A 20041-nucleotide genomic window follows, 5' to 3' on the forward strand; every position below is an offset into this window, starting at 1 on the left:
GCCGTGGCCGCCCTCGGCGACGAGGCCCTGGTCGCCGACGCCGGACCGTACGAGCTGTCGGAGCTGCAGCGGCTCTACCTGTTCAGCCGTGCCGACACCATCTACGCGGGGTCCAGCGAGATCCAGCGCAACATCATCGCCGAGCGCACTCTCGGCCTCCCCCGGGCCTGACGGTCGGGTCGGCACTGGAGGCCGTGGTCGCCTCCAGCGCCGTCTCCTCAGTCGTGCTCCCCCGTTGTGGCGAGCACCCGTATGACGCGTTCGACAGCGTCGTCGAGATCATCGACGCGTGCGATCCGCTCGGCCCACGACCACCAGTACCACCAGCCGTCGGCGGAGTTCTCGGCGAGAATGTGCTCGGCGAGAACCGACACCTGTGGGTTCACCACGTGCAGGCTCGGTGGTCCGACTCGTGGAACCGTCAGCCGTACGGCGAAGCCCCGCCCCCGGAGCTCGTCGCCGAGGCTTTCGAGATATGTGATGCGTGTCCGCGCTAAAGCGGCGGTCTCATTCGACACGATCGGATCACCCCTCCTGAAACGGATCCGGCCCGACCGAGGACAGCATTCCGATGTGATGTACGCCACGCAATGCGCAGCACCGAACATCCATGAACTTCCCCCGTGCACGTTCACGCAGGGTGAAGAAGGTCCGTTCCGGTGGCACATTTCCTCTCCCGACCGGCATGCTCGCAGGAATCGATTTCGCCGCGATGTTCCGGCCTGCGCCAACTCGGCGGGCCGCGCGTACGTCATAGACGGCGGTACACGGATAGGAATGAGGGGCACACATGACACTCGACGCGGGATCACGGTCACCGGCCGCGGAGGACGGGTGGCGTCTCCGGCACTTCCCGGTGGGCGTGTTCCTGGTCGTCTTCGGCGGGACCCGGGTCGCCTCCCTGCTCGACTGGTCCAGCCGCCACCGCGACGCCGCCCGGATGCTCGGAGTGGGCGACGGGCCGACGACGGCCCTGCTGGGCGTCTCCGCGGTCGCCGAACTGCTGCTCACCGTCGCCGCCGTCCTGGCCGTCGGCCGCCGCCGGGCCGTCTGGCTGCTGGTGGCGCTCGCCGGGTGGCTCCTCGAGTTCCTGGTGCTGGCGGTCGTCGCCGGTGTCTCCGGGGACGGTTCGCGGCTGGCCGAGCACGGGGTGTTCCTGGTGGCGTTCGGCGTCCTGTTCGCGGTGACCTATCGATCGATCAGGGCCACGCGGAGCGCCGACGAGCCCGCTCCGCCGACCCCCGCCCTCGCGCTGCCGGCGCTCGCCGGCCTCACCCCGGCCGGCTCCTCTGTCGCGCCCGAACCTCCGAGGGCCCCGCAGAGCGCCGCCGCCATGGCCGCACCCGAACGGCCGGCGCCGAACCCCGGGTGGGGGGCGCCGGGACGGGGAGCACTGAAGCCCTCGGCGACTCTGGCCTTGCCGCAGCCACCGGAGGCGTCGCAGAGCCCCTCCCCCGCTCCGGCCGGACCGGTGCCGGAGTCCCCGGAGGCGCCCGAGAAGCCCGCCGTACGGCCCGCCGCCGACGCCACCCGCCGGGACCTCAGGATCCCGAGGCGCGACGCCGAGCCTGCGAAGACCGACGAACCGGCCCGCGACGCCGAACCTGCGGAGACCGACGAACCGGCCCGCAACGCGGACAACCGCGACAACGACCGCGTGGAGGCCGACGAACGGGCCGGCGACGCCCACAACCGCGACACCGGCCCCGGGGCGAGCGACACCACCCGCCGGGACCTCACCGAGCCCCCGAACGACCGGAACCGCGCCAAGCCCCCGAACGGCCAGGACCGCGCCAAGCCCGTGAACGACCGGGACCGCGCCGAGCCCGCGAACGACGACGCCCGTCGCGACGTCACCCCGCCCGCGAGCGACACCACCCGCCGGGACCTCACGGAGCCCTCGAGCGACACCACGCACCAGGACCTCGCCGAACCCGCGAGCGACCGAGACCACGCCGAGCCCGCGAGCGACCGGGACCGCGCCGAGCCCGCGAGCGACAGCCGGGACGTCGAGTTCGGCAAGAAGAAGACCGTCGGGGGCGCCACGAGGGCCGACATCCCCGTCCGCGGCCGGGACGCCGAGCCGCAGGCCGCCGACGACGACGCGGAAGCCACCGACGACGAGGCCGAGGCCGAGGCCGACGAGACGATGTTCGACCGGGACGGAGGCGACCCGGGACGGTCGTGATCGCCGGGGATCGCCGGTGTCCTGGCCCCGGCGATCCCCGGCCATATCAGGTACGGCGCCGCCTACGACGGGGCGGTGGTCCCGCCCCGCAGCCGTGCCACCAGTTCCAGGAAGTCGCGCCGGGCCCGGTCGGGGTCCTCGCCCTGGAGCAGTTCCTCGACCAGGTCCGCCAGCGGCCAGGCCACGAGGACGCCGTACCGGGCGAAGTAGAGCGCGACGGTGCGGATCCGGTAGGCGTCGGCGGTGTCGAGCCAGGCGCTGCCGACGAGGCGCCAGATCCAGCGCCGGGAGCGGCGCGCGTCGTTGACCTTGACGACCGACGTCACGTCGATCAGCGTGGTGCCGTCCGGGCCGCCGACGATGATGTCGTTGTCCTCCCAGTGGGAGCCGAAGACCGGCCAGGCGACGCCCCACGGCCGCCCGGGCGGAGGATGGCCGGCGAGCCGTCGCATCTCGTCGAGGCCGCCGGAGGTGTGCAGGCGCCGCACGAGTTCGACCACTTCGGTGACGGCCTCCTCGTCCACCGCGGCGTGGACCTGCTCGACGGTCGGGACCCCGTCCCGGAACAGCCCGAAGAACGGCTGGTCGATGGGGTCGTTCCGGAAGGTGTACGCGAACATCGCCAGGAGCCAGCACAGGCGTGCCACGCCCTTCTCCGCCCCGACCTGCCCGAATGGCGCGTGCGTCGCGAAGTAGGCGCGCATCCGGTCGAACAGCTCGCCCAGCACCGGCTCAACCGGAGAATAGGCGAATCTCGCGAATTGCGCGGATCCGTCCTCGGCCACGTATTCGTGCACGCCGTGCTCGGACCCGAGATCGAGCCATCCGGTGAGGGTCGGCCGCAGATCCAGCGCCGTCCGGCGCTCGGCCTCCCGAAGGCGAATATGTGTCGGATACAGCGCGGCCTGCCGATGCGCCCACTCCCGGCCGGCGAGGCCGATCCGCACCAGTCCGTACAACGCCGAATAGGGCGGTGCCGCCTGGACGAGCGTGGCCATCCGCATCCCGAACGCCCGGTCCACCTGAGCCCAGTGCCGCCTGCCGACCCGCCCCGCCGGCCGTAGGACCGGAAGGCCCTTGGTCTCCGCCGCCGGCCGCTGCGCGACCTCGCCGGTGCCGGTCATGCGCTCGGCGCACCATTCCCCGAGCTCGCCAAAGTACAAATGGGAGATCAGCGACACAGGACGACTATAGCGGTGTTTTACCTAATGTCACTCCTCGTCACCGATGCGGTTCGTCGCTTACCTGGAGCGAATTGTCCGATAAAGGACGGCCCACGTATTCGCCCTGTCCTACGCTTGCACTCACCGGGCATTTCCGGTAATGGCGCGTTCCGTCAGCGGCGGGCGGTCAGCAGTTCGCGGAGCCGGCCGCCGGGCGGGTGCGGGGCGAGGGGCGGCGTCGGGAGGCCGGCGCCCGTGCGAAGGCCGTCGACGAACTCTCGTAGCGCGTCGAGCGACGAGTGCCGTGGAGTCCAGCCGAGATCCTGACGCGCCCGGCCGATGTCCATGATCGGGAGTCGCAGGACGGCGTCGAAGAGGCCGGGCGAGGCCGGTACGAGATTGAGGTGCCAGCCCGCCCAGATCGCCCTGCGGACCAGCGTCGCCGGGACCCGGACCGGGCGGGCCCCGAGCAGTTCGGCGAGTTCGGCGGTGCCGACGACCGGATCGGCGGCGACGTTAAACGCCCCGCGCGCATCGCCCAACGCGGCCAGCCGGTACGCCTCGGCGGCGTCGGCGGTGTGCACCGCCTGGAACCGCAGGCCCGGGATGTCGGGAACGACCGGCAGCCGCTGGGCGGAGAGGTTCGGCACCAGCGGTCCCGCGAAGATCCGGCGCTGCTCCTGGGCGGCCTCGCGTTTGAAGATGAACCCCGGCCGCAGGCGTACGACCCGCCGGTCGGGGTGGGCGGCCTCGAAGGCGTCCAGCAGGCGTTCGACGTACGCCTTCTCCCGGGTGTACGCGGCGCCCGGCCAGCCGTGGGTGGGCCAGGACTCGTCGACGGCGCGATCCTTCGGGCCCGGCGAGTAGGCGCCCACCGAAGAGGCGCACACCAGGGCGGGCACGCCGGCCGCGGCCACCGCGTCGAAGACGCGCGTGCTGCCGATGACGTTGGTCCGCCAGGTCGCCGCGGAGTCGTGGGTCGGGTGGAACGCCCACGCCAGGTGGACGACCGCGTCGGCGCCACGGAGCAGGGGGACGAGGTCGCCGGTCGCGACGTCGGCGGCCGCCCACTCGGTCTTCGGCGCCGTCCAGTCGGGTTCGCGCCGGGCGAGGCCGAGCACCGAGTCGACGGCGGAGTCTCTGCCGAGGGCCTCGACCACGCTGGTCCCGACGTTCCCAGTCGCCCCCGTTACGACGATGCGCATGCTGATGCGCCTACCCAGGCCAGACTCCCCCAATCCCCCACCCCCGCGAACAGGCAACGCATAAAACCGGGTCGTTTCTGGTTCCCGATATGTTCGGCGATGATCGCCAGGGGTGCACCGCCACAGGAGGCGGCGACCTTGGATAGTTTGCGAAGCGCTGGTCGTCCTGTCGGGCTCACCCGGCCTCGGCGTCACCGAGCTCGGGCGGCGGGTGGGGCTGAGCCAGCCCGCCGCCGCCCGCATGGTCGACTCGCTGGAGGGCCACGGCCTGGCGCTGCGCCGCGCCACGTCCGGCCGGTCGGTCGCGGTCGACCTCACCCCGGGACGGCGCCGACGCCGCGCGGCGGATCCTCTCCTCCCGCGGCGATCGGCTGAACGCGCTGGTCGGTCGGCTGGACGACGCGGACCGTAACGCGCTCACCGGTCTCCTGAGGAGACTCCTCACCCTGATCTACGAGGACGTCCCGCACGCCGACCGCCTGTGCCGGCTGTGCGACCGGACCGCCTGCGTCGCCGCCGGAGCGACATGCCCGGTGGGCGCGGCCGAGCGGACCCGCGCGGGCACCTGAGGTGGGCGTCGCGCTCGCCCTGGCGGCGGCCCTCTGCTACGGCACGACCCACTTCGTCGCGGGACTGCTCTCCCGGACACGGCAGCAACTGGTCGCCCTCGCGTCCGTCCTCGCGTCGCTGTACCCGGCGATCGTCGTGCTGCTGTCCGTCGTCCTCCTGCGCGAGCGGCCGACCCGCGCGCAGGCCGCGGGCCTCGGCCTCGCCGCCGTCGCGCTCGTCTGCTGCACCCTCGCCTGAGGCCCCGCAGGGCGTCAGGGAGCCTCGCCGAACGTCAGGCCGGCCGTGCCGGCGATCCGGTCGAGGGCCCGGCGAAGCGCCGCCGCCTCCGACGGCGCCAGCCCGCTCAGCAGCTCATCGTCGTTCTGCCGGGCCAGCTCGAGGGTCCGCTCTCGCAGGTCACGGCCTGCCGCCGTGAGCTCGATGAGCTGACGACGGCGGTCGGCGGCGTCCCGGACACGGCGCACCGCGTCGAGCCGTTCGAGCTCGTCCAGCATATCGACGACCACGCTCGGGGTGACGCCGATCGCCCGGGCGAGCTCGAGCTGGGCGCGTGGGCCGCCGGCGAGGAGCTCGAGGACCGCGCAGTGCCGGGGGCGGATGCCGAGCGGGGCCAGCCGACCGGCGAACCGCGTGTTCGCGTACTGCCCGAGCTTGCCCAGCACGAAGCTCACCGTCCCCGTCACCGAATCTTCCGCCGTCACGTCGTCGATGCTACCGTCGACCATATGATTCGGTACCCGAATGATATGGTCGCCTCACAAAATGTCCGCAGACTCAGCGGGTTCGTCGCGGTGAGCACCGCGCTGGCCTCCGGCTACTTCGCCATCGCCGGCCTGGTGGACCCGGGCGGGCTGGTCCCAGGAGGAGGCGCGGCTTCCCCGGACGTTCGCGGAGTACGTGGCAGTTCGCAGCGTTGTACTCCTGGGCGCGATGATCTGGCTGCTGGGCGTACGCGCCTGGCGACCTTTCGGCCTGCTCTTGGCCCTCAACGGCGCCGTCCAGCTCGGCGACGCCGTCATCGGCGCGGCGCACGGTCAGGTGCCGCAGACGGTCGGCCCCGTCGTGTTCGCCGTCGCCCTGTTCGCCACCGCCCGCCGGCTCGGCGGACTAACGACCCGACCCGGCGAACGCTAGAAGACCAGACGCGCGACGGCGGTCATCGTGCCGGGGGCGACCTCGGTGAAGCCGCCGTCCCGTACGGCCACGTCGGACTCGGCGACGCTCCCGGCCCAGTCGCCGGCCTCCAGGACACGGACGCGCAGGCCCGGCCACTCGCCGCGGGCACGCAGCAGGAGCTGGGCGGCGTGCCCGCACTGCGCCGCCGCCTTCCCCGTGGTCATGCCGACGTGCGGATTGAGAGTGACCAGGGCGTACGGCGGCTCGGGCGGGGGTTTCGGCTCTTCGTCGCGTGGCAGGTCGGTGCCACCCACCTGCAGCTTGGAGATCTCCGGCGGAACCTCGGTGACCGGCCCGGGGACGAACGCCCGCGCCAGCGCGCCGTCGTGGTCCACAAGCACGCCGGGCAGCCCCGCGAGGGCGTCCCAGCGGGCGCCGCGCGCCCGTCGCGCCACCTTGCGGATGCGCCGCGCCTCCCAGCCCGCCACCGCGTCGTGCCACTCCCCGTCCGGAGCCGAGCGCGGGTCGGCGAGCAGCCGGACGACGGCCATCGCCGCGGCCTCGCAGATCGCGAGGTGCGACGGCGGCGCGGCCTTCTCGATACGCAGGGCGAGCTGCATCGCCCAGGCGGGCTCCTCCTCTGTCACGCCCCAATGTCTACCAGCCGGTGAAGGCGGCCCTCATCTCGATTGCAGGGCTAGATGTATATACAGATAGTCGTATAGCCTCATCTCATGAGCCGCGAGACGCGTGACTTCACCCCTCGGTACTACGCCATCGAGCAGGCGCTGCGAGCCCGCGTCGCCGCCGCCCGGCCGAATGATCCGCTGCCCTCGGAGGCGGAGCTGTGCGAGGAGTTCGGCGTGAGCCGGATGACCGCCCGGGCCGCGGTGCAACGCCTGGCCGCCGACGGTCTGGTGTACCGGGAGCCGGGGCGGGGCACGTTCGTGGCGCCGCCGCCCGCCCACCGTCGGGCCGACAGCCTGGTGCGGTTCAGCGCCGAGATGCGACGCCGCGGCAAGATCCCGTCCTCGCGGGTGGTGGACGCCCGGATACGGCCCGCCGAGGGCGCGGAGGCCGACCGGTTGCGGCTCGGGCGGGACGCACGGGTGGTGGCGATCCGCCGGGTCCGGTCGGCCGACGACGTGCCGATCGCCGTCGAGGAGGCGCTCTTCCCGCCCACGCTGACGCGGCTCCTGGAGGCCGACCTGGCCGGAGGTTCGCTGCACGAGGCGGTGGTCGCGCTGGGACGCGTGCCGACCCTGGGCCACGCGTCCATCTCCGCCGATCGTGCCACCGCCGAGGACGCCGCACTGCTCGCCGTGGATCCGGGCGCTCCGCTGCTCGTGGAGCATCGGCTGATCCTCGACCAGGACGGCGTCCCGCTGGAGCTCACCGAGTCCCGGTACGCCGGCGACCGTTACGCCCTCGACGTCACGTTCGACGTCGAGCCTCCCAACCGCTGAGGAGAAGCCCATGTCCTGGCCCGCCGTCGAGCACGTCGCGAAGATGATCGACCACTCCCTCCTCCGTCCCGACCTGACCACCGACGACGTACGGGCCGGCTGTGCGCTGGCCGCCCGCTACGACGTGGCGTCGGTGTGCGTCCGGCCCGCGGACGTCCCGCTCGCCGTTCGCGCTCTCGACGGCACCGCCGTGGCGGTCGGCACCGTCGTCGCGTTCCCGCACGGCTCCTCCACCTCCCACGTGAAGGCGGGCGAGACGGCCGCGGCGGTCGGTGACGGGGCGCGCGAGATCGACATGGTGCTGAACATCGGCAGGCTGCGCGCCGGCGACGACCGGTACGTCGCCGATGACATTCGTGCCGTCGCCGAGCAGACGGCGGCTCGGGGCGCTCTCCTCAAGGTCATCCTGGAGACCGCGTATCTGACCGACGCGGAGAAGATCCGCGGCTGCCGGATCGCCGAGGAGGCGGGGGCCGACTACGTCAAGACGTCGTCGGGCTTCGCCCCGGGCGGCGCGACCCTCGACGACCTGCGCCTGATGCGGAGGTCGGTGTCGGCGCGGGTCGGCGTCAAGGCGGCCGGAGGCGTCCGTACCCTCGACGTCCTACTGGAGATGGCCGCCGCCGGAGTGACCCGCTTCGGAGCTACGGCCACCGCCGGGATCCTCGACGACCTCGCGCGGCGCCGTAGCGGCGTGACAGGGTGAGCGGTATGAAGGTGGTCTTCGGTGCCGACGACGCGAACGACTGCACCCGCGCGGTGATCGAGCACCTCCGCGCCGTCGCCGATCTGCGGGTCATCGACGATCTGGAGAAGTGGCCCGACTTCTCGCGGGAGGCGGGCCGCGCGGTCGCCGCCGGCGAGGCCGACTACGGCGTGCTGATGTGCTGGACGGGCACCGGCACGTCGATCGCGGCCAACAAGGTCCCCGGCGTACGCGCCGCGCTCGCCTGGGAGCCGTGGATCGCACGCAACGCACGCCTCTGGAACGACGCGAACGTCCTCGCGCTCAGCCTGAAACGCCTGGCCCCCGACGTCGCCGTCGAGTGCGTCAAGGCCTTCCTCGAGACGGAGCGAGAGGACCCCGAGGAGACGCCGAACATCGACCTGATCCGGGACCTCTGACCGCGTTACCCGGTATGCGCCGTCACACCGGCCGACTCGAGCATCCGGCACATGTCGTGGAAGCCCTCCACGCACGCGGCACGGACGTTCGGGTATCCGCCGGAGGTCTCGGCGAACAGCAACAGGAAGCCTGGATCGACGGCGGCCGGACGCTCGATGTGGGCCTCCACGACCTCGGCCCCGTCGGCCCGTTCGAACCGGCAGTGCTCACCGTGCGGCGAGAGCCACCAGTGCGCGCCGTCGACCTCGATCCGCTCGAACGCCTCGTCTTCGTCCCAAGCGGGCCCAGCCTCGGCGCGACACCTCTCGATGAGCCGCCGCGCGGTCCGGCGGAAGTCGGCGACGAGGGTCTCCAGTTCGGCGCGGCACCGGGTCAGCTCGGGCTCGCCGACGAGCCGTACGACGCGGATGGACGGCGGCCGGCCGGGCCACACGAGGACGAGGAGATCGTCCCGTGCGAGCTCCGCTCGCAGCCCGGCGGCCAGGGCCGTGGCCCCGGGCATGTCGACGGTCGCGTCGAGCGGGAAGACGGCGGACCGGCCTCGCGTGACCGCCCGGCGGATCTCCTCCGACGGCGGAACGCCGTGCCGTCTCTCTCCCATGGGACGTCAGCGTAGATGTGAGAAGCTGCCCAGGTGATTCAGATCTCCAGTCGCGTGGTCTACCGGAACCGGTGGATGACCGTCCGGGAGGACGACATCCGGCATCCGGACGGCTCCCCCGGCATCTACGGCGTCGTCGACAAGCCCACGGCGGCGCTGATCATCCCGATGGAGAACGACGGCTTCCACCTCGTCGAGCAGTTCCGTTACACGCTCTCGCGCCGGTCGCTGGAGTTCCCGCAGGGCACCTGGCCGGACGACCGCGAGACGAGCAGCGAGGAGCTCGCCCGCGCGGAGCTCGTCCAGGAGACGGGCCTGCGCGCGGCGAAACTGGAGCGGATCGGCTCCTTCGCGATCGGGCCGGGGTTCACCAACCAGCGCTGTGACGCCTTCCTCGCCACCGGCCTGACGCAGGGTGAGGCCGCCGACCGCGACCCGGAGGAGCAGGGGATGACCCACCGCTGGGTCTCCCGCGCGGACCTCGAGCGGATGATCCGCGACGGGGAGATCGTCGACGGCTGCACGATGGCCGGCTACGCCCTGCTCGGACTCCACGACGGAGGCTCCCCGCTGTAGCGTGCGCCCGCCGGCTCGAGGAAGGCCGATTCGGGCGATTGGCCATCGACCGCAGGGCGAGGCGCGTGATCTGCTCCTCCCATGGCGGACCCCATTCACGAGCGTGACCTGACCGGTAAGGCCCTCGATCTGGTGGCGGAGGCCGCCGCGCCGTACCTCGAGTCCCTGACGACGCGGCCGGTGAGCGACCCGGAGGCCGGGGAGCTCCTCGGCGAACTGGGTGGGCCGCTGCCCGAGCACGGCGACGGCACGCTGCCCGGCGTCGCGCGGCTGCTGCGGACGGGCACGCGGGCGGCCACGCACTCCGCCGGGCCGCGCTTCTTCCACTTCGTCGTGGGCGGCGCCACTCCGGCCGCGCTGGCCGGCGACTGGATCGCCTCCCTGCTCGACCAGAACCCCGGCAACTGGGCGGCGTCGCCGTTCGGCACGCACGCCGAGACGGTGGCGCTGGGGTGGCTGAAGGACCTGTTCGGGCTGCCGGAGTCGTACGGCGGAGTGCTCACGACGAGCGCGACCTCCGCGAACTTCACGGCGCTGTCGGCGGCGCGGTTCTGGTGGGCGGAGCGGCACGGCGTGGACGTGACCGTCGACGGCCTGGCCGGGCTGCCGCCGATGCCGGTGTTCTCCAGCGGGTACGTCCACGTCAGCACCCGCAAGGCCCTGCAGATGCTCGGCCTCGGACGCGACACCGTCCGCAGGTTCGCCCGGGACGACGCCGGGCGGGTCGACCTCTCGGCGCTGGACCGGGCCCTCGCGGAGACCGACGGCCCGGCGGTGATCGTGGCGAACGCGGGCGAGGTCAACACCGGTGACTTCGACCCGGTCGACGAGATGGCCGAGCTCGCCGAGCGACACGGCGCCTGGCTGCACGTGGACGGCGCGTTCGGGCTGTTCGCGGCGGTGTCGCCGCGGACCCGGCACCTGGTCGACGGGATCGAACGGGCCGACTCGGTGATCAGCGACGGGCACAAGTGGCTGAACGTCCCGTACGAGAGCGGCTTCGCGTTCGTACGGGACGCCGCGCTGCTCGGGCGGGCATTCGGGGCGTGGGACGCGCCGTACCTGCCGGGAGACGGCGACGACCACGTCAATTATCAGTTCCTCGGCCCGGACTCCTCGCGCCGCGCGCGGGCGCTGCCGATCTGGGCGACGCTTCGGGCGTACGGCCGGGAGGGGTACCGGGCGATGGTGGAACGCCATCTCGACCTCGCCGGGCATCTCGGCCGGTTGGTCGAGGAGGCTCCGGATCTGGAGCTGCTCGCGCCGGTCCGGCTCTGCGTGGTCTGCTTCCGGTATCGGCGGCCGGGCGTCGAGGACCTCGACGAGCTGAACGCCCGCCTCGGCGCGGAGCTGCTCGCCGACGGCCGGGTGTTCGCCGGCACGACGGTGTACCGGGGCATGACCGCCCTGCGACCGGCGATCGTGAACTGGCGGACCACGGAGGCCGACGTCGAGTTGCTCGTCTCGATCGTCCGGGAGATCGGCTCACGACTCGCCGGGTGAGGCTCGCCCGCTTACCAAGCGGCGCTCACACCTGGGGCAGCTCGCGGAGGAGCGTGTCGGCGCGGCTCTTGGTCAGGCCGCCCTCGCTGAGCCGGGTGAGGATCTTCTGCCGGAGGTCGGTGACCCGCTGCCGCAGGTCGACGCGCTGGCCGGCGGCCACTTCGTTCGTCAGGTTGGTGATGACGTTGTCGAGGTCGACGGCCACGTCGGCGCGGACCTCCCGGACCGCCATGCCTTCGTCCACGGTGCGGCGCATCCGGGTCAGCGCGTCGACCGTTCCCGCGGGCGTCGGCGCCGTGCGGGCCCGGACCGGCCGGGTGGTGGCGGGAGGCGGCGGGGTGGCCGCGCGAGTGCCCGTGGCCGATTGCGCGGACCGGCTCTCGGGTGTGGCGATGGGGGTGGCGGGCCCGGACGAGGAGGAGGACGCCCTCACTCCGGACGGCGAGCTCAGCGCGGTCTTCCGGCCGCCGTGGCCGGCGCTCAGCACCGCGGCGATCACCACCGCCGTCAGCACGGCGGCGGCCCCGGCGGCCAGGGGCACCCGGCGCCGGCGGACCGCTGGCGCGGTGAGGACCCGCGTGATCGGGTGCGGGAGTCGCCTCGGCGTGACGGCGTCGGGGTCGACGGCGGTCTCGTCGCCCGCTCCCAGCTCCCGGGCGATCTCGGCGGCGGCCGGTCGTTCCGCCGCGGACCGGGCGACGCAGCGGGCCTGCAGGCCGCCGAGGGTCTCCCCCGGCCTGGGCCGGCGGCCCTTCGCCGCCTCGAACCACACGATCCCGAGGGAGTACACGTCGGCGGACGGCGACAGGTCGTTCTCGGGCGGGAGGTAGTCGGGCGTCCCCATCCGCGCGTCGCCGGCGATGCCGAAGTCGAGGACCTTCACCCCCGACGACGTGAGGAAGATGTTCGTGGGCTTGATGTCACGGTGGACGATGCGCGCCTCGTGCGCGGCGGCCAGCGCCGAGGCGATCTGGCCGACGACCCGCTCGACGTCGGACACGGGGTGCACGTCGGCGAGGGTGGAGCCGGTCAGCAGCTCCATGACGATGTACGGGGTGCCGTCGGACTCGCCGTAGTCGTGCACGGTGACGATGTGCGGGTGGGACAGCGCCGCGGCGGAGCGGGCCTCGTCCCGGAACCTCCTGCGGAACTCCGGGTCACGCGCCAGCTCCGGGTCGATCAGCTTGACCGCGACCTGCCGGACGAGGACCTCGTCCCGCGCCAGCCAGACGGATGCCATGCCACCACGGCCGATCCGCTCGCGGAGGCGGTACCGGTCGGCTAGAAGCGACTGCATCAACGCAGTTTTCCCCAAATCTCGTGATCCGCACGAGCTTTCTAGTGTGCCCCGGATTTCGCGCCGCCGAGGGAGGATTCGCGGGCCACCAGATGGGTGTCCAGGATGACGACCGGGTGCTCGATCTCCTCGCCGCGGATGCGGGCGACGAGCAGTCGCGCCATCTCCCGGCCCATCGCCTCGAGCGGCTGGTGCACCGAGGTCAGGGACGGGTCGCTGTGCCGCGCGGTCGAGGAGTCGTCGAACCCCGCGACCGCGACCTCCCGGGGGATGTGGATCCCACGCTCCTTGAGCACCCGCATCGCCCCGACCGCCATCGGGTCCGACGCCGCGAAGACGGCGTCGAGGTCCGGGGCGCGGTCGAGGAGCTCGCGCATCCCCCGCTCCCCGGACTCCTCGCTGAAGTCGCCGTGCGCGACGGGGCCGGTGAGCCCGGCCGCGGCGAGGGCGTCGTGGTACCCGTCGAGACGGTCGACGCCCACCTGCATGTCCTGTGGACCGGTGATGGTGCCGATCCGGCGGCGCCCCAGGCCGATGAGGTGCTCGACGGCCTGGCGGGCGCCGCCCCGGTTGTCGGCGTCCACGCAGCTCACGGGGTCCACGCCGACGGGCCGGCCGCCGAGCACGGTCGGCACGCCGTTCTCCTCGAGGTGGCGTGGCAGCGGGTCGCCGCCGTGCAGCGAGATCAGCAGGACCCCGTCGACGTGCTGGCCGGTGAGGTAGCGCTCGAACCGCGCGTGCTCGTCCTCCGACTGGGCGATGACCAGCAGCAGTTGCAGCCCGGTGTCGGCGAGTCCGGCGCTGATCCCCCGGATGATCCCGGCGAAGTACGGCTCGCCGAAGACGCGCTCCTCCGACTCCGACACGAACAGCGCGACCGTGTCCGTACGGCGCGTGACCAGGGCGCGCGCCGCACGGTTGGGGACGTACCCGAGCTCGTCGATGGCCCGCAGCACGGCCTCGCGCGCCTCCGGGCTGACCTTCGGCGAGCCGTTGATGACCCGGGAGACGGTGCCACGGCCGACGCCGGCGAGCGCCGCGACGGCTTCCAGGGTCGGTCGCGGCCCGCTCGTCACGTGTCCTCCCGCCGCGGCGGGAGGGCCGCCTTCACGTCCGGCGGGAGTGCCCGGGAGGGCGGGCGTCGCGTTGCTCGGTCGACAGTGCTCACCTGCTCATTGTGCCGAGCCCGCCCTGCCCGATGACCGAGGAGTACCACTGGGCGCTGGTCTTGGGGATCCGCGCCTGGCTCAGGAAGTCGACGTAGACGAGCCCGAACCGCTTGGCGTAGCCCCAGCCCCACTCGAAGTTGTCCATCAGCGACCAGGCGAAATAGCCGCGCAGCGGGACACCGGCGCTGATCACCGTGTGGCAGGCGCGCAGGTGCGCGTCGATGTACGCGACGCGGTCGGGGTCGTCGACGTGGGGACCCTCGCCGTTCTCGCCGTCCGCGACGACGTCGTCGAACGCGGCGCCGTTCTCGGTGACGTACAGCGGGACGGACGGGTACTCCTCCGCGACGCGCGTGAGGACCTCGGCGAGCCCGGATTCGTCGATCTCCCAGCCCATCGCGGTGACCGGCCGGCCGACCTGGACGAAGCCGACGTGCTCGCTGCCCGGCCACGGCGACGCCTGGGCGAACGGCGAGGTGATCGCGGGTGCGGCGCCCTCCTGGCCGGTGACGAAGAAGCGGTTGTAGTAGTTGATGCCGAGCTGGTCGACCGACCCTCCGATGAGGTCCAGGTCGCCGTCCTGGATGCCCAGGTCGAACCGGTCCACGTCGGCGAGGACGTCCTCGGGGTACCGGCCGTGCAGCAGCGCGTCGAGGAAGAAGCGGTTCTGCAGCCCGTCGATGCGCCGGGCGGCGTCGACGTCCTCGGGCGCGTCGCTCGCCGGCGACACGGCGTACAGGTTGACCGACGCTCCGACGTTCCGTCCCTCGCCGCGCAGGGCCCGCGCCGCGAGGCCGTGGCCGAGCAGCAGGTGATGGGCGGCGCGGAGGGAGGCCTCCGAGTCGCGGCGGCCCGGCGCGTGGTCGCCGGACGCGTACCCGAGGAAGGCGGCGCACCACGGCTCGTTGATCGTCGTCCAGTTGACGACGCGGTCGCCGATGGCGTCGCACACGAGCTGGGCGTACTCGGCGAACCGGTACGCCGTGTCCCGCGCGGGCCAGCCTCCGGCGTCCTCGAGGGCCTGCGGCAGGTCCCAGTGGTAGAGGGTCGGCCACGGCTGGACGCCCGCCTCGAGGAGGGTGTCGACGAGCCGCCGGTAGAAGTCCAGGCCCTTGGCGTTGGCCGGCCCGGCGCCGTCGGGCAGTACGCGCGACCAGGAGATCGAGAAGCGGTACGCCGTCAGCCCGAGGGAGGCCATCAGCGCGACGTCCTCGCGGAACCGGTGGTAGTGGTCGGTCGCGACGTCGCCGGTGTCCCCGCCGAGGACGTTCCCGGGTGTGTGGGCGAAGGTGTCCCAGATCGACGGGCCGCGCCCGTCCTCGGCGACGGCGCCCTCGATCTGGTACGCCGCCGTGGCCGCGCCCCAGACGAAGTCCGTCGGGAATTTGATCTCGGTCTCCGCCCGTGATTTCTGGATCGTCATGCTTTCACGGCCCCTTCCATGATTCCGCCGATGATCTGGCGGCCGAACACGACGAAGACGACGAACAGCGGGATGGTCGCGACGAGGGTGCCGGTGAACATCAGCGTGTAGTCGTTGAAGTAGGCGCTGTTCAGCAGCGCCAGCGAGTACTGCACCGTCGGGTTGTCCGGATTCAGCACGGCCCGCGGCCAGATGAACTCGTTCCAGGTCGACATGAAGGTGAACAGCGCCAGCACGGAGGCGGCGGGGCGCAGCACGGGCAGCACCACGCTCCAGAAGATCCGGAACGTCGACGCGCCGTCGACGCGGGCCGCCTCGATGAGCTCGTCGGGGATGGCCTGCGAGGCGTACTGCCGCATCATGAACACGCCGAAGCCGGTGACGAGGAAGGGGACGATCACCGCCTGGAGCTTGCCGGTCCAGTGCAGGTGCACCATCACCATGTACAGCGGGATGAGGCCCATCTGCACCGGCACCATCATCGTGGCGACGATGATGAGCAGCAGCGCGTTGCGGCCCCGGAAGCGCAGCTTGGCGAAGGCGAAGCCGGCCAGCGACGCGAAGAACACGGTCGAGGTGGCGACGACGGCCGAGGCGACCGCGGAGTTCACCAGCGCCTTGGCGAAGTGGGCCTGCTCGTTGTCGAACAGGCGGCGCAGGTTGTCGCCGAGGTGCTGACCGGCGATGAACGGCGGCGGCACCGCGCCGACGACGGCGTTGGTCCGTGTGGCGACGACGAACATCCAGTACAGCGGGAACGCCGACAGGACGATCGCGAAGATGAGCACGACGTACGTCAGCGGGCTGGCGTCCCAGAGACGCGCGGAGCCCGCGACGGCCTTCCGGGAACGCCGGAGGATTGCCTCCTTCACTTCTCACCACCTCCGGCGAAACGGCGGATCAGCAGGAAATTGACGAGAGAGAACACGAGGATCATCAGGAAGAGCATCCAGGCGACGGCGGAGCCGTAGCCGTACTGGAACCGGTTGAAGGCGTTCTCGAACATGTACATCGTCACCGTCTGCGACTGACGCAGCGAGCCGCCGTTCATGTACCCGAAGTTGAACAGCAGCGGCTCGGTGAACAGTTGCAGGCCCCCGATGGTGGAGATGACCGACACGAAGAGGACCGTGGGGCGCAGCAGCGGCACCGTGATCCGCCAGAACTGCTGCCGCCGTGACGCGCCGTCGATCGCCGCCGCCTCGTACAGGTCGCGCGGGATCGCCTGCATGCCGGCGAGGAAGATGAGCGCGTTGTACCCGGTCCAGCGCCAGTCGACCATGGTCGAGACGGCGACCCAGGCGGCCCAGCGGTTCGCCTGCCAGTCGATCTTGTGGATGCCGAAGAAGTGCAGGATCCAGTTGGCCATGCCGTAGTCGCGGCCGTAGATCTGGGTGAACACGATCGCGACCGCCGCGACCGACGTGACGAGTGGCAGCAGCACGCCCATCCGGAACAGCGTCTGGACGCGCAGCCGCCGGTTCAGCGCGTTGGCCAGCCAGAGCGCGAGCAGCAGCTGCGGCACGGTCGCGATGACGAACATGCCGAAGGTGTTGACGACGGCGTTCCAGAACTGGTCGTCGGACAGGAGCCGGGAGTAGTTCCGCAGGCCCACGTACTTGTGGCCGCCGATGATCTCCCAGCGGTGCAGGGAGACCCAGAACGTGTAGCCGAGCGGGAACAGCCCGAACAGCAGAAAGAGCAGGTAGAACGGCGAGATGTACAGGTAGGGCGAGACCTTCAGGTCCAGTCGCGAGAGCCGGGCACGCCAAGCGCCCCGCCCCGGCGGCGCGGCGCGCGAGGCGACCGGGGTGGGCCGCAGGTCGACAGCCATTCCGAGGTCCTTTCACGGAGACGGGCGAGCGTGGAGACGGGCGGCGCCGGTCGACGTCCTGGGGAAGACCGGCGCCGCCCGCCGATCTCAGCTGCCCGAGGCCTTCTTGGCGTCGGACACGGCCTTGCTCCAGGCGGAGCCCGCCGAGAGCTTGCCCTGGGCGACCGCGCGCAGGTCCGCCTCGACGGCCGTCCGGACATCCTGGTTGTCGGCGCCGAGGTACACCGGCTTGAGGCTGGTCGCGGTCGACCCGTAGATCTGGCCGACCGGGGCGTTGTTGAAGTACGGGTTGTTGAACGCCTTGACCGCCGGGTCGTTCAGTGCCTGCAGTGAGGACGGCAGGTTGTTGGCCGCCTTGAACGCGCCGATCTGGCCCTGCGCGCTGGTCAGGAACTGAACCAGCTCGGCGGCCTCCTTCGGGTGCTTGCTCTGCGTGGGCACGGCCAGCCAGGAGCCGCCCCAGTTGCCGCCGCCGCCCGGCACGCCGGCGACGTCCCACTTGCCCTGCTGCCCGTCACCGCCGAACTGCTTGATGAGCCCGAGCATCCAGGCCGGGCAGGGCGCGGTCGCGAAGGCGTCCTTCTTCAGCGCCTGGCTCCACGGGTCGGACAGGAACTGCACGCCGTTGGCGAGGCCCGCCTGGGACATCTTCACGGTCTCGTCGAACGCCGCCTTGACGGCCGGGTTCGACTCCATGACGAACTTGTTGCTCTGGTCGAAGTACGTCTGGTTGGAGCCCTTGCCGGCCTCCTGCATGAGGATCGTGTTGTAGTACGTCTCGGGGCTGTCGATGAACTTCGACTTGCCGCCGGCCTTGGACGTGTACTTCTGGCCGACCTTGATGAAGTCGTCCCAGGTCGGCCACAGCTTGGTGACCGCGTCACGGTCGTCGGGCAGGCCCGCCTTCTTGAACAGGTCCTTGCGGTAGCACAGCGCCATGCTGCCGACGTCCGTGCCGAGGCCGATCAGCTTGGACCCGTCGGGGCTCATACCTCCCTGCCACTTCCACGGCAGGAAGTTGCCCTGCAGCGAGCTCGCGCCGTACTGCTTGAGGTCGACGAACTTGTCGGGCTGGGCCTTGAACTTGACCATGATGCCCTCTTCGATCGCCACCACGTCGCCGGCCCCGGCGCCGGCCGCGATCCACTGCTGGAGCCGCGGGGTGTAGTCGTCGAGCTTCGGGACGTTGCGTTCGGTGACCTTGATGTTCGGGTGCTGGGCCATGAACTGCTTGTAAAGGTCCTGGTAGCCGAACGTGCCGAAGTCGTCGACCGTCAGCGTGATCTTCTCGTTCGCGCTGTTGGAATCGCTCTTGCCGTCGTCCCCCGAGCATGCCGTCGCCGCCGCGAGCGCGGCGGACAGCACGATCGCCAGGGCGCCGACTCGCCCGTGACGCATGTTGACCCTCATGACGGACCCCTCTCAGGTCGTCTCACATAGGCGGGGTTCTGCCCGGGCTCCTCGGTGAGCCCGGTGGTGTGTGGGAGCGCTCCCACGAAGCGAATCCGGGAGTCATGGTGAGTGTCAATAGCCCGCAACACATTCGTTACGCGGGCGTCACAGCGCCTTCTCCGGCCCGCGACACGGCGCGTTCCCGGCCCACCGCCTGACGCCGGACGGCCGACACCCGTGGCAACCTCGGAGGATGAGGCTTCCGGAGCAGATCGCGCGCGCCCGTTTCGCGTCCGCGCGGGCCGTACGGCTGGCCACGGTGGACGAGGAAGGGCGTCCGCATCTGGTCGTCGTGACGTTCGCGGTCGAGGGCGACACGATCTACTCCGCCGTCGACGCCAAGCCGAAGCGCACCCGTGATCTCAAGCGGTTGCGCAACATCCAGGCCGACCCTCGCGTCGCCGTACTGGCCGACCACTACGAGGACGAGTGGTCCCGCCTGTGGTGGGTCCGCGCCGACGCCACCGCCGAGATCGTCGAGGACCCGGCCGCCATGGCCGGGCCGGTCGCCCTGCTCCGCGAGCGCTACCGCCAGTACCGCGCGCATGCCCCCGAGGGCCCGGTCATCGCCATGACGGTCCACCGCTGGACCGGCTGGTCCGCCTCCTGATCACAATAATGCGGCGGAAATCACGGTAACCTCGGAATTCTAGTTCCGGAATTTGCAGCCCTCATAATCGGGCTTTGCTCCAGCCGTTTAGTCAATTATTTAAGGTGATCTCCCGTAAGCCGCAATGGCGACATCGATAGAACGCGTCGCATGACCGCGACCGGAACGCCTTTCATGCCGCATATAGGGGGACACATGCATCGCATTGGGTACGCAGTTGGTGGCGCGATCGCCCTGGCGATCGCCGCCATGCCGCAAGCGGCGGACGCGGCCGACACGACCGTGACCTTCGGTGTCACCACCGGAACTCTCACGATCTCGGCACCGGCGGCCGTCTCCCTGGGCAACGGCACACCCGGCGGAACCATCACGGGGAACTTCAGCGGAGGTGGCGTCAACGGCGTCACCGTCACCGACACGCGCGGCCTCAACCCCGCGCCGTGGACGGCCACGGTATCCTCCACGGATTTCTCTCCCAGCACCGGCACGGGCACCATTCCAGCCGGGAATGTGACGTACACCCCGAATACGGCCACGACGACCGGTGACGGAACGTTCACCGCGGGAACGGCGGGGCCGCTGAGCTCGACCGGTTTCACCGCCTACAGCCACACCGGCGGCACCGGGGGCAACACCGCCAACTGGATTCCCACCCTGGTGGTCAACGTGCCCGTCACCGCCCACGTCGCCACCTACACCGGAACGGTGACCCACTCGGTGGTCGCGGGTTGATCAAGCTTGC

At 71.4% G+C, this 20041-nt stretch carries 24 protein-coding genes; 12 read left to right on the forward strand and 12 right to left on the reverse strand.

The window, feature by feature from the left end; all coding sequences use genetic code 11:
• Positions 1-3: 3 nt before the first annotated feature.
• The gene (locus ACYVF7_RS45525) at positions 4-171 is read left to right on the forward strand and encodes an acyl-CoA dehydrogenase family protein (RefSeq protein ID WP_460352189.1); all 168 of its coding nucleotides are present in this window, start codon (positions 4-6) and stop codon (positions 169-171) included.
• Positions 172-218: 47 nt separating this feature from the next.
• Here ACYVF7_RS45525 and ACYVF7_RS45530 read toward each other — a convergent pair whose 3' ends face one another.
• Positions 219-518 carry a hypothetical protein gene (locus ACYVF7_RS45530; RefSeq protein WP_360889720.1) on the reverse strand — a complete coding sequence of 100 codons (300 nt, stop codon included), beginning with the start codon at positions 516-518 and terminating at the stop codon, positions 219-221.
• Positions 519-790: 272 nt separating this feature from the next.
• On the opposite strand from ACYVF7_RS45530, the gene ACYVF7_RS45535 reads away from it, so the two are divergent.
• Positions 791-2188, forward strand: coding sequence for a hypothetical protein (locus ACYVF7_RS45535; RefSeq protein WP_460352190.1), 1398 nt, complete (start codon positions 791-793; stop codon positions 2186-2188).
• Between the two features lie 62 nt (positions 2189-2250).
• Here ACYVF7_RS45535 and ACYVF7_RS45540 read toward each other — a convergent pair whose 3' ends face one another.
• Positions 2251-3369: a hypothetical protein gene (locus ACYVF7_RS45540; protein ID WP_460352191.1), complete on the reverse strand. Its 1119-nt coding sequence runs from the start codon at positions 3367-3369 to the stop codon at positions 2251-2253.
• Positions 3370-3524: 155 nt separating this feature from the next.
• Positions 3525-4556: an NAD-dependent epimerase/dehydratase family protein gene (locus tag ACYVF7_RS45545; protein ID WP_460352192.1), complete on the reverse strand. Its 1032-nt coding sequence runs from the start codon at positions 4554-4556 to the stop codon at positions 3525-3527.
• 112 nt (positions 4557-4668) lie between these two features.
• Here ACYVF7_RS45545 and ACYVF7_RS45550 point away from each other — a divergent pair, with 112 nt between their 5' ends.
• Together ACYVF7_RS45550 and ACYVF7_RS45555 are read left to right on the forward strand one after the other, a co-directional pair.
• A complete protein-coding gene (locus ACYVF7_RS45550; protein WP_460352193.1) occupies positions 4669-4968 on the forward strand; it encodes a MarR family transcriptional regulator in 300 nt (99 codons plus the stop codon).
• Positions 4969-5126: 158 nt separating this feature from the next.
• Positions 5127-5363 carry an EamA family transporter gene (locus ACYVF7_RS45555; RefSeq protein WP_460352194.1) on the forward strand — a complete coding sequence of 79 codons (237 nt, stop codon included), beginning with the start codon at positions 5127-5129 and terminating at the stop codon, positions 5361-5363.
• A gap of 14 nt (positions 5364-5377) precedes the next feature.
• On the opposite strand, the gene ACYVF7_RS45560 is transcribed toward ACYVF7_RS45555, so the two are convergent.
• The gene (locus tag ACYVF7_RS45560) at positions 5378-5827 is read right to left on the reverse strand and encodes a MarR family winged helix-turn-helix transcriptional regulator (RefSeq protein WP_460352195.1); all 450 of its coding nucleotides are present in this window, start codon (positions 5825-5827) and stop codon (positions 5378-5380) included.
• Between the two features lie 196 nt (positions 5828-6023).
• Here ACYVF7_RS45560 and ACYVF7_RS45565 point away from each other — a divergent pair, with 196 nt between their 5' ends.
• Positions 6024-6260, forward strand: a complete 237-nt coding sequence (locus ACYVF7_RS45565) for a hypothetical protein (RefSeq protein ID WP_460352196.1) — start codon at positions 6024-6026, stop codon at positions 6258-6260.
• Here ACYVF7_RS45565 and ACYVF7_RS45570 read toward each other — a convergent pair.
• Positions 6257-6889 carry a hypothetical protein gene (locus ACYVF7_RS45570; RefSeq protein ID WP_460352197.1) on the reverse strand — a complete coding sequence of 211 codons (633 nt, stop codon included), beginning with the start codon at positions 6887-6889 and terminating at the stop codon, positions 6257-6259. The two genes, ACYVF7_RS45565 and ACYVF7_RS45570, sit on opposite strands and share 4 nt — an antisense overlap.
• A gap of 87 nt (positions 6890-6976) precedes the next feature.
• On the opposite strand from ACYVF7_RS45570, the gene ACYVF7_RS45575 reads away from it, so the two are divergent.
• From ACYVF7_RS45575 to ACYVF7_RS45585, 3 genes are read left to right on the forward strand one after another with little or no spacing between them, the layout of a single operon-like run.
• Complete coding sequence (locus tag ACYVF7_RS45575) at positions 6977-7708, forward strand: GntR family transcriptional regulator (protein ID WP_460352198.1); 732 nt, start codon at positions 6977-6979, stop codon at positions 7706-7708.
• A gap of 10 nt (positions 7709-7718) precedes the next feature.
• Positions 7719-8414 (forward strand): deoxyribose-phosphate aldolase, encoded by a 696-nt coding sequence (gene deoC, locus ACYVF7_RS45580; protein WP_460352199.1) that lies wholly within the window; start codon positions 7719-7721, stop codon positions 8412-8414.
• 5 nt (positions 8415-8419) lie between these two features.
• Positions 8420-8833: an RpiB/LacA/LacB family sugar-phosphate isomerase gene (locus tag ACYVF7_RS45585; RefSeq protein WP_360889705.1), complete on the forward strand. Its 414-nt coding sequence runs from the start codon at positions 8420-8422 to the stop codon at positions 8831-8833.
• 5 nt (positions 8834-8838) lie between these two features.
• Here ACYVF7_RS45585 and ACYVF7_RS45590 read toward each other — a convergent pair whose 3' ends face one another.
• Positions 8839-9435 carry a hypothetical protein gene (locus ACYVF7_RS45590; protein WP_460352200.1) on the reverse strand — a complete coding sequence of 199 codons (597 nt, stop codon included), beginning with the start codon at positions 9433-9435 and terminating at the stop codon, positions 8839-8841.
• 75 nt (positions 9436-9510) lie between these two features.
• On the opposite strand from ACYVF7_RS45590, the gene ACYVF7_RS45595 reads away from it, so the two are divergent.
• Positions 9511-10011 (forward strand): NUDIX domain-containing protein, encoded by a 501-nt coding sequence (locus ACYVF7_RS45595; RefSeq protein ID WP_460352201.1) that lies wholly within the window; start codon positions 9511-9513, stop codon positions 10009-10011.
• 81 nt (positions 10012-10092) lie between these two features.
• Positions 10093-11514 (forward strand): pyridoxal phosphate-dependent decarboxylase family protein, encoded by a 1422-nt coding sequence (locus ACYVF7_RS45600; protein WP_460352202.1) that lies wholly within the window; start codon positions 10093-10095, stop codon positions 11512-11514.
• 25 nt (positions 11515-11539) lie between these two features.
• Here the strand turns inward: ACYVF7_RS45600 and ACYVF7_RS45605 are convergent, their stop codons facing one another.
• The 6 genes from ACYVF7_RS45605 to ACYVF7_RS45630 all read right to left on the reverse strand — a co-directional run bounded on the left by ACYVF7_RS45605 (position 11540) and on the right by ACYVF7_RS45630 (position 18635).
• Positions 11540-12811: a protein kinase domain-containing protein gene (locus tag ACYVF7_RS45605; protein WP_460352203.1), complete on the reverse strand. Its 1272-nt coding sequence runs from the start codon at positions 12809-12811 to the stop codon at positions 11540-11542.
• A gap of 41 nt (positions 12812-12852) precedes the next feature.
• Positions 12853-13887, reverse strand: coding sequence for a LacI family DNA-binding transcriptional regulator (locus ACYVF7_RS45610; RefSeq protein WP_460352204.1), 1035 nt, complete (start codon positions 13885-13887; stop codon positions 12853-12855).
• An 88-nt stretch (positions 13888-13975) separates the two neighbouring features.
• Positions 13976-15403 carry a GH1 family beta-glucosidase gene (locus ACYVF7_RS45615; protein WP_460352205.1) on the reverse strand — a complete coding sequence of 476 codons (1428 nt, stop codon included), beginning with the start codon at positions 15401-15403 and terminating at the stop codon, positions 13976-13978.
• Positions 15400-16275, reverse strand: a complete 876-nt coding sequence (locus ACYVF7_RS45620; RefSeq protein ID WP_460352206.1) for a carbohydrate ABC transporter permease — start codon at positions 16273-16275, stop codon at positions 15400-15402. Before ACYVF7_RS45620 ends, ACYVF7_RS45615 begins: the two co-directional genes overlap by 4 nt.
• Positions 16272-17237 (reverse strand): carbohydrate ABC transporter permease, encoded by a 966-nt coding sequence (locus ACYVF7_RS45625; protein ID WP_460352207.1) that lies wholly within the window; start codon positions 17235-17237, stop codon positions 16272-16274. The genes ACYVF7_RS45620 and ACYVF7_RS45625 overlap by 4 nt, the downstream gene beginning before the upstream one ends.
• Before the next feature lie 87 nt (positions 17238-17324).
• The gene (locus ACYVF7_RS45630) at positions 17325-18635 is read right to left on the reverse strand and encodes an ABC transporter substrate-binding protein (protein WP_460352208.1); all 1311 of its coding nucleotides are present in this window, start codon (positions 18633-18635) and stop codon (positions 17325-17327) included.
• A gap of 247 nt (positions 18636-18882) precedes the next feature.
• On the opposite strand from ACYVF7_RS45630, the gene ACYVF7_RS45635 reads away from it, so the two are divergent.
• Together ACYVF7_RS45635 and ACYVF7_RS45640 are read left to right on the forward strand one after the other, a co-directional pair.
• Positions 18883-19299 carry a TIGR03668 family PPOX class F420-dependent oxidoreductase gene (locus ACYVF7_RS45635; RefSeq protein WP_460352209.1) on the forward strand — a complete coding sequence of 139 codons (417 nt, stop codon included), beginning with the start codon at positions 18883-18885 and terminating at the stop codon, positions 19297-19299.
• A gap of 195 nt (positions 19300-19494) precedes the next feature.
• Complete coding sequence (locus ACYVF7_RS45640; RefSeq protein ID WP_460352210.1) at positions 19495-20031, forward strand: hypothetical protein; 537 nt, start codon at positions 19495-19497, stop codon at positions 20029-20031.
• Positions 20032-20041: the final 10 nt, after the last annotated feature.

The sequence above is a fragment of the Actinoallomurus acanthiterrae genome (assembly GCF_054775715.1).

Coding starts and splice junctions, on each gene's coding strand:
- ACYVF7_RS45535 (WP_460352190.1), top strand. CDS start 791: ATGACACTCGACGCGGGATCACGGTCACCGGCCGCGGAGGACGGGTGG.
- ACYVF7_RS45545 (WP_460352192.1), bottom strand. CDS start 4,556: ATGCGCATCGTCGTAACGGGGGCGACTGGGAACGTCGGGACCAGCGTG.
- ACYVF7_RS45575 (WP_460352198.1), top strand. CDS start 6,977: ATGAGCCGCGAGACGCGTGACTTCACCCCTCGGTACTACGCCATCGAG.
- deoC (WP_460352199.1), top strand. CDS start 7,719: ATGTCCTGGCCCGCCGTCGAGCACGTCGCGAAGATGATCGACCACTCC.
- ACYVF7_RS45585 (WP_360889705.1), top strand. CDS start 8,420: ATGAAGGTGGTCTTCGGTGCCGACGACGCGAACGACTGCACCCGCGCG.
- ACYVF7_RS45590 (WP_460352200.1), bottom strand. CDS start 9,435: ATGGGAGAGAGACGGCACGGCGTTCCGCCGTCGGAGGAGATCCGCCGG.
- ACYVF7_RS45595 (WP_460352201.1), top strand. CDS start 9,511: ATGACCGTCCGGGAGGACGACATCCGGCATCCGGACGGCTCCCCCGGC.
- ACYVF7_RS45600 (WP_460352202.1), top strand. CDS start 10,093: ATGGCGGACCCCATTCACGAGCGTGACCTGACCGGTAAGGCCCTCGAT.
- ACYVF7_RS45605 (WP_460352203.1), bottom strand. CDS start 12,811: ATGCAGTCGCTTCTAGCCGACCGGTACCGCCTCCGCGAGCGGATCGGC.
- ACYVF7_RS45615 (WP_460352205.1), bottom strand. CDS start 15,403: ATGACGATCCAGAAATCACGGGCGGAGACCGAGATCAAATTCCCGACG.
- ACYVF7_RS45625 (WP_460352207.1), bottom strand. CDS start 17,237: ATGGCTGTCGACCTGCGGCCCACCCCGGTCGCCTCGCGCGCCGCGCCG.
- ACYVF7_RS45630 (WP_460352208.1), bottom strand. CDS start 18,635: ATGCGTCACGGGCGAGTCGGCGCCCTGGCGATCGTGCTGTCCGCCGCG.
- ACYVF7_RS45635 (WP_460352209.1), top strand. CDS start 18,883: ATGAGGCTTCCGGAGCAGATCGCGCGCGCCCGTTTCGCGTCCGCGCGG.
- ACYVF7_RS45640 (WP_460352210.1), top strand. CDS start 19,495: ATGCATCGCATTGGGTACGCAGTTGGTGGCGCGATCGCCCTGGCGATC.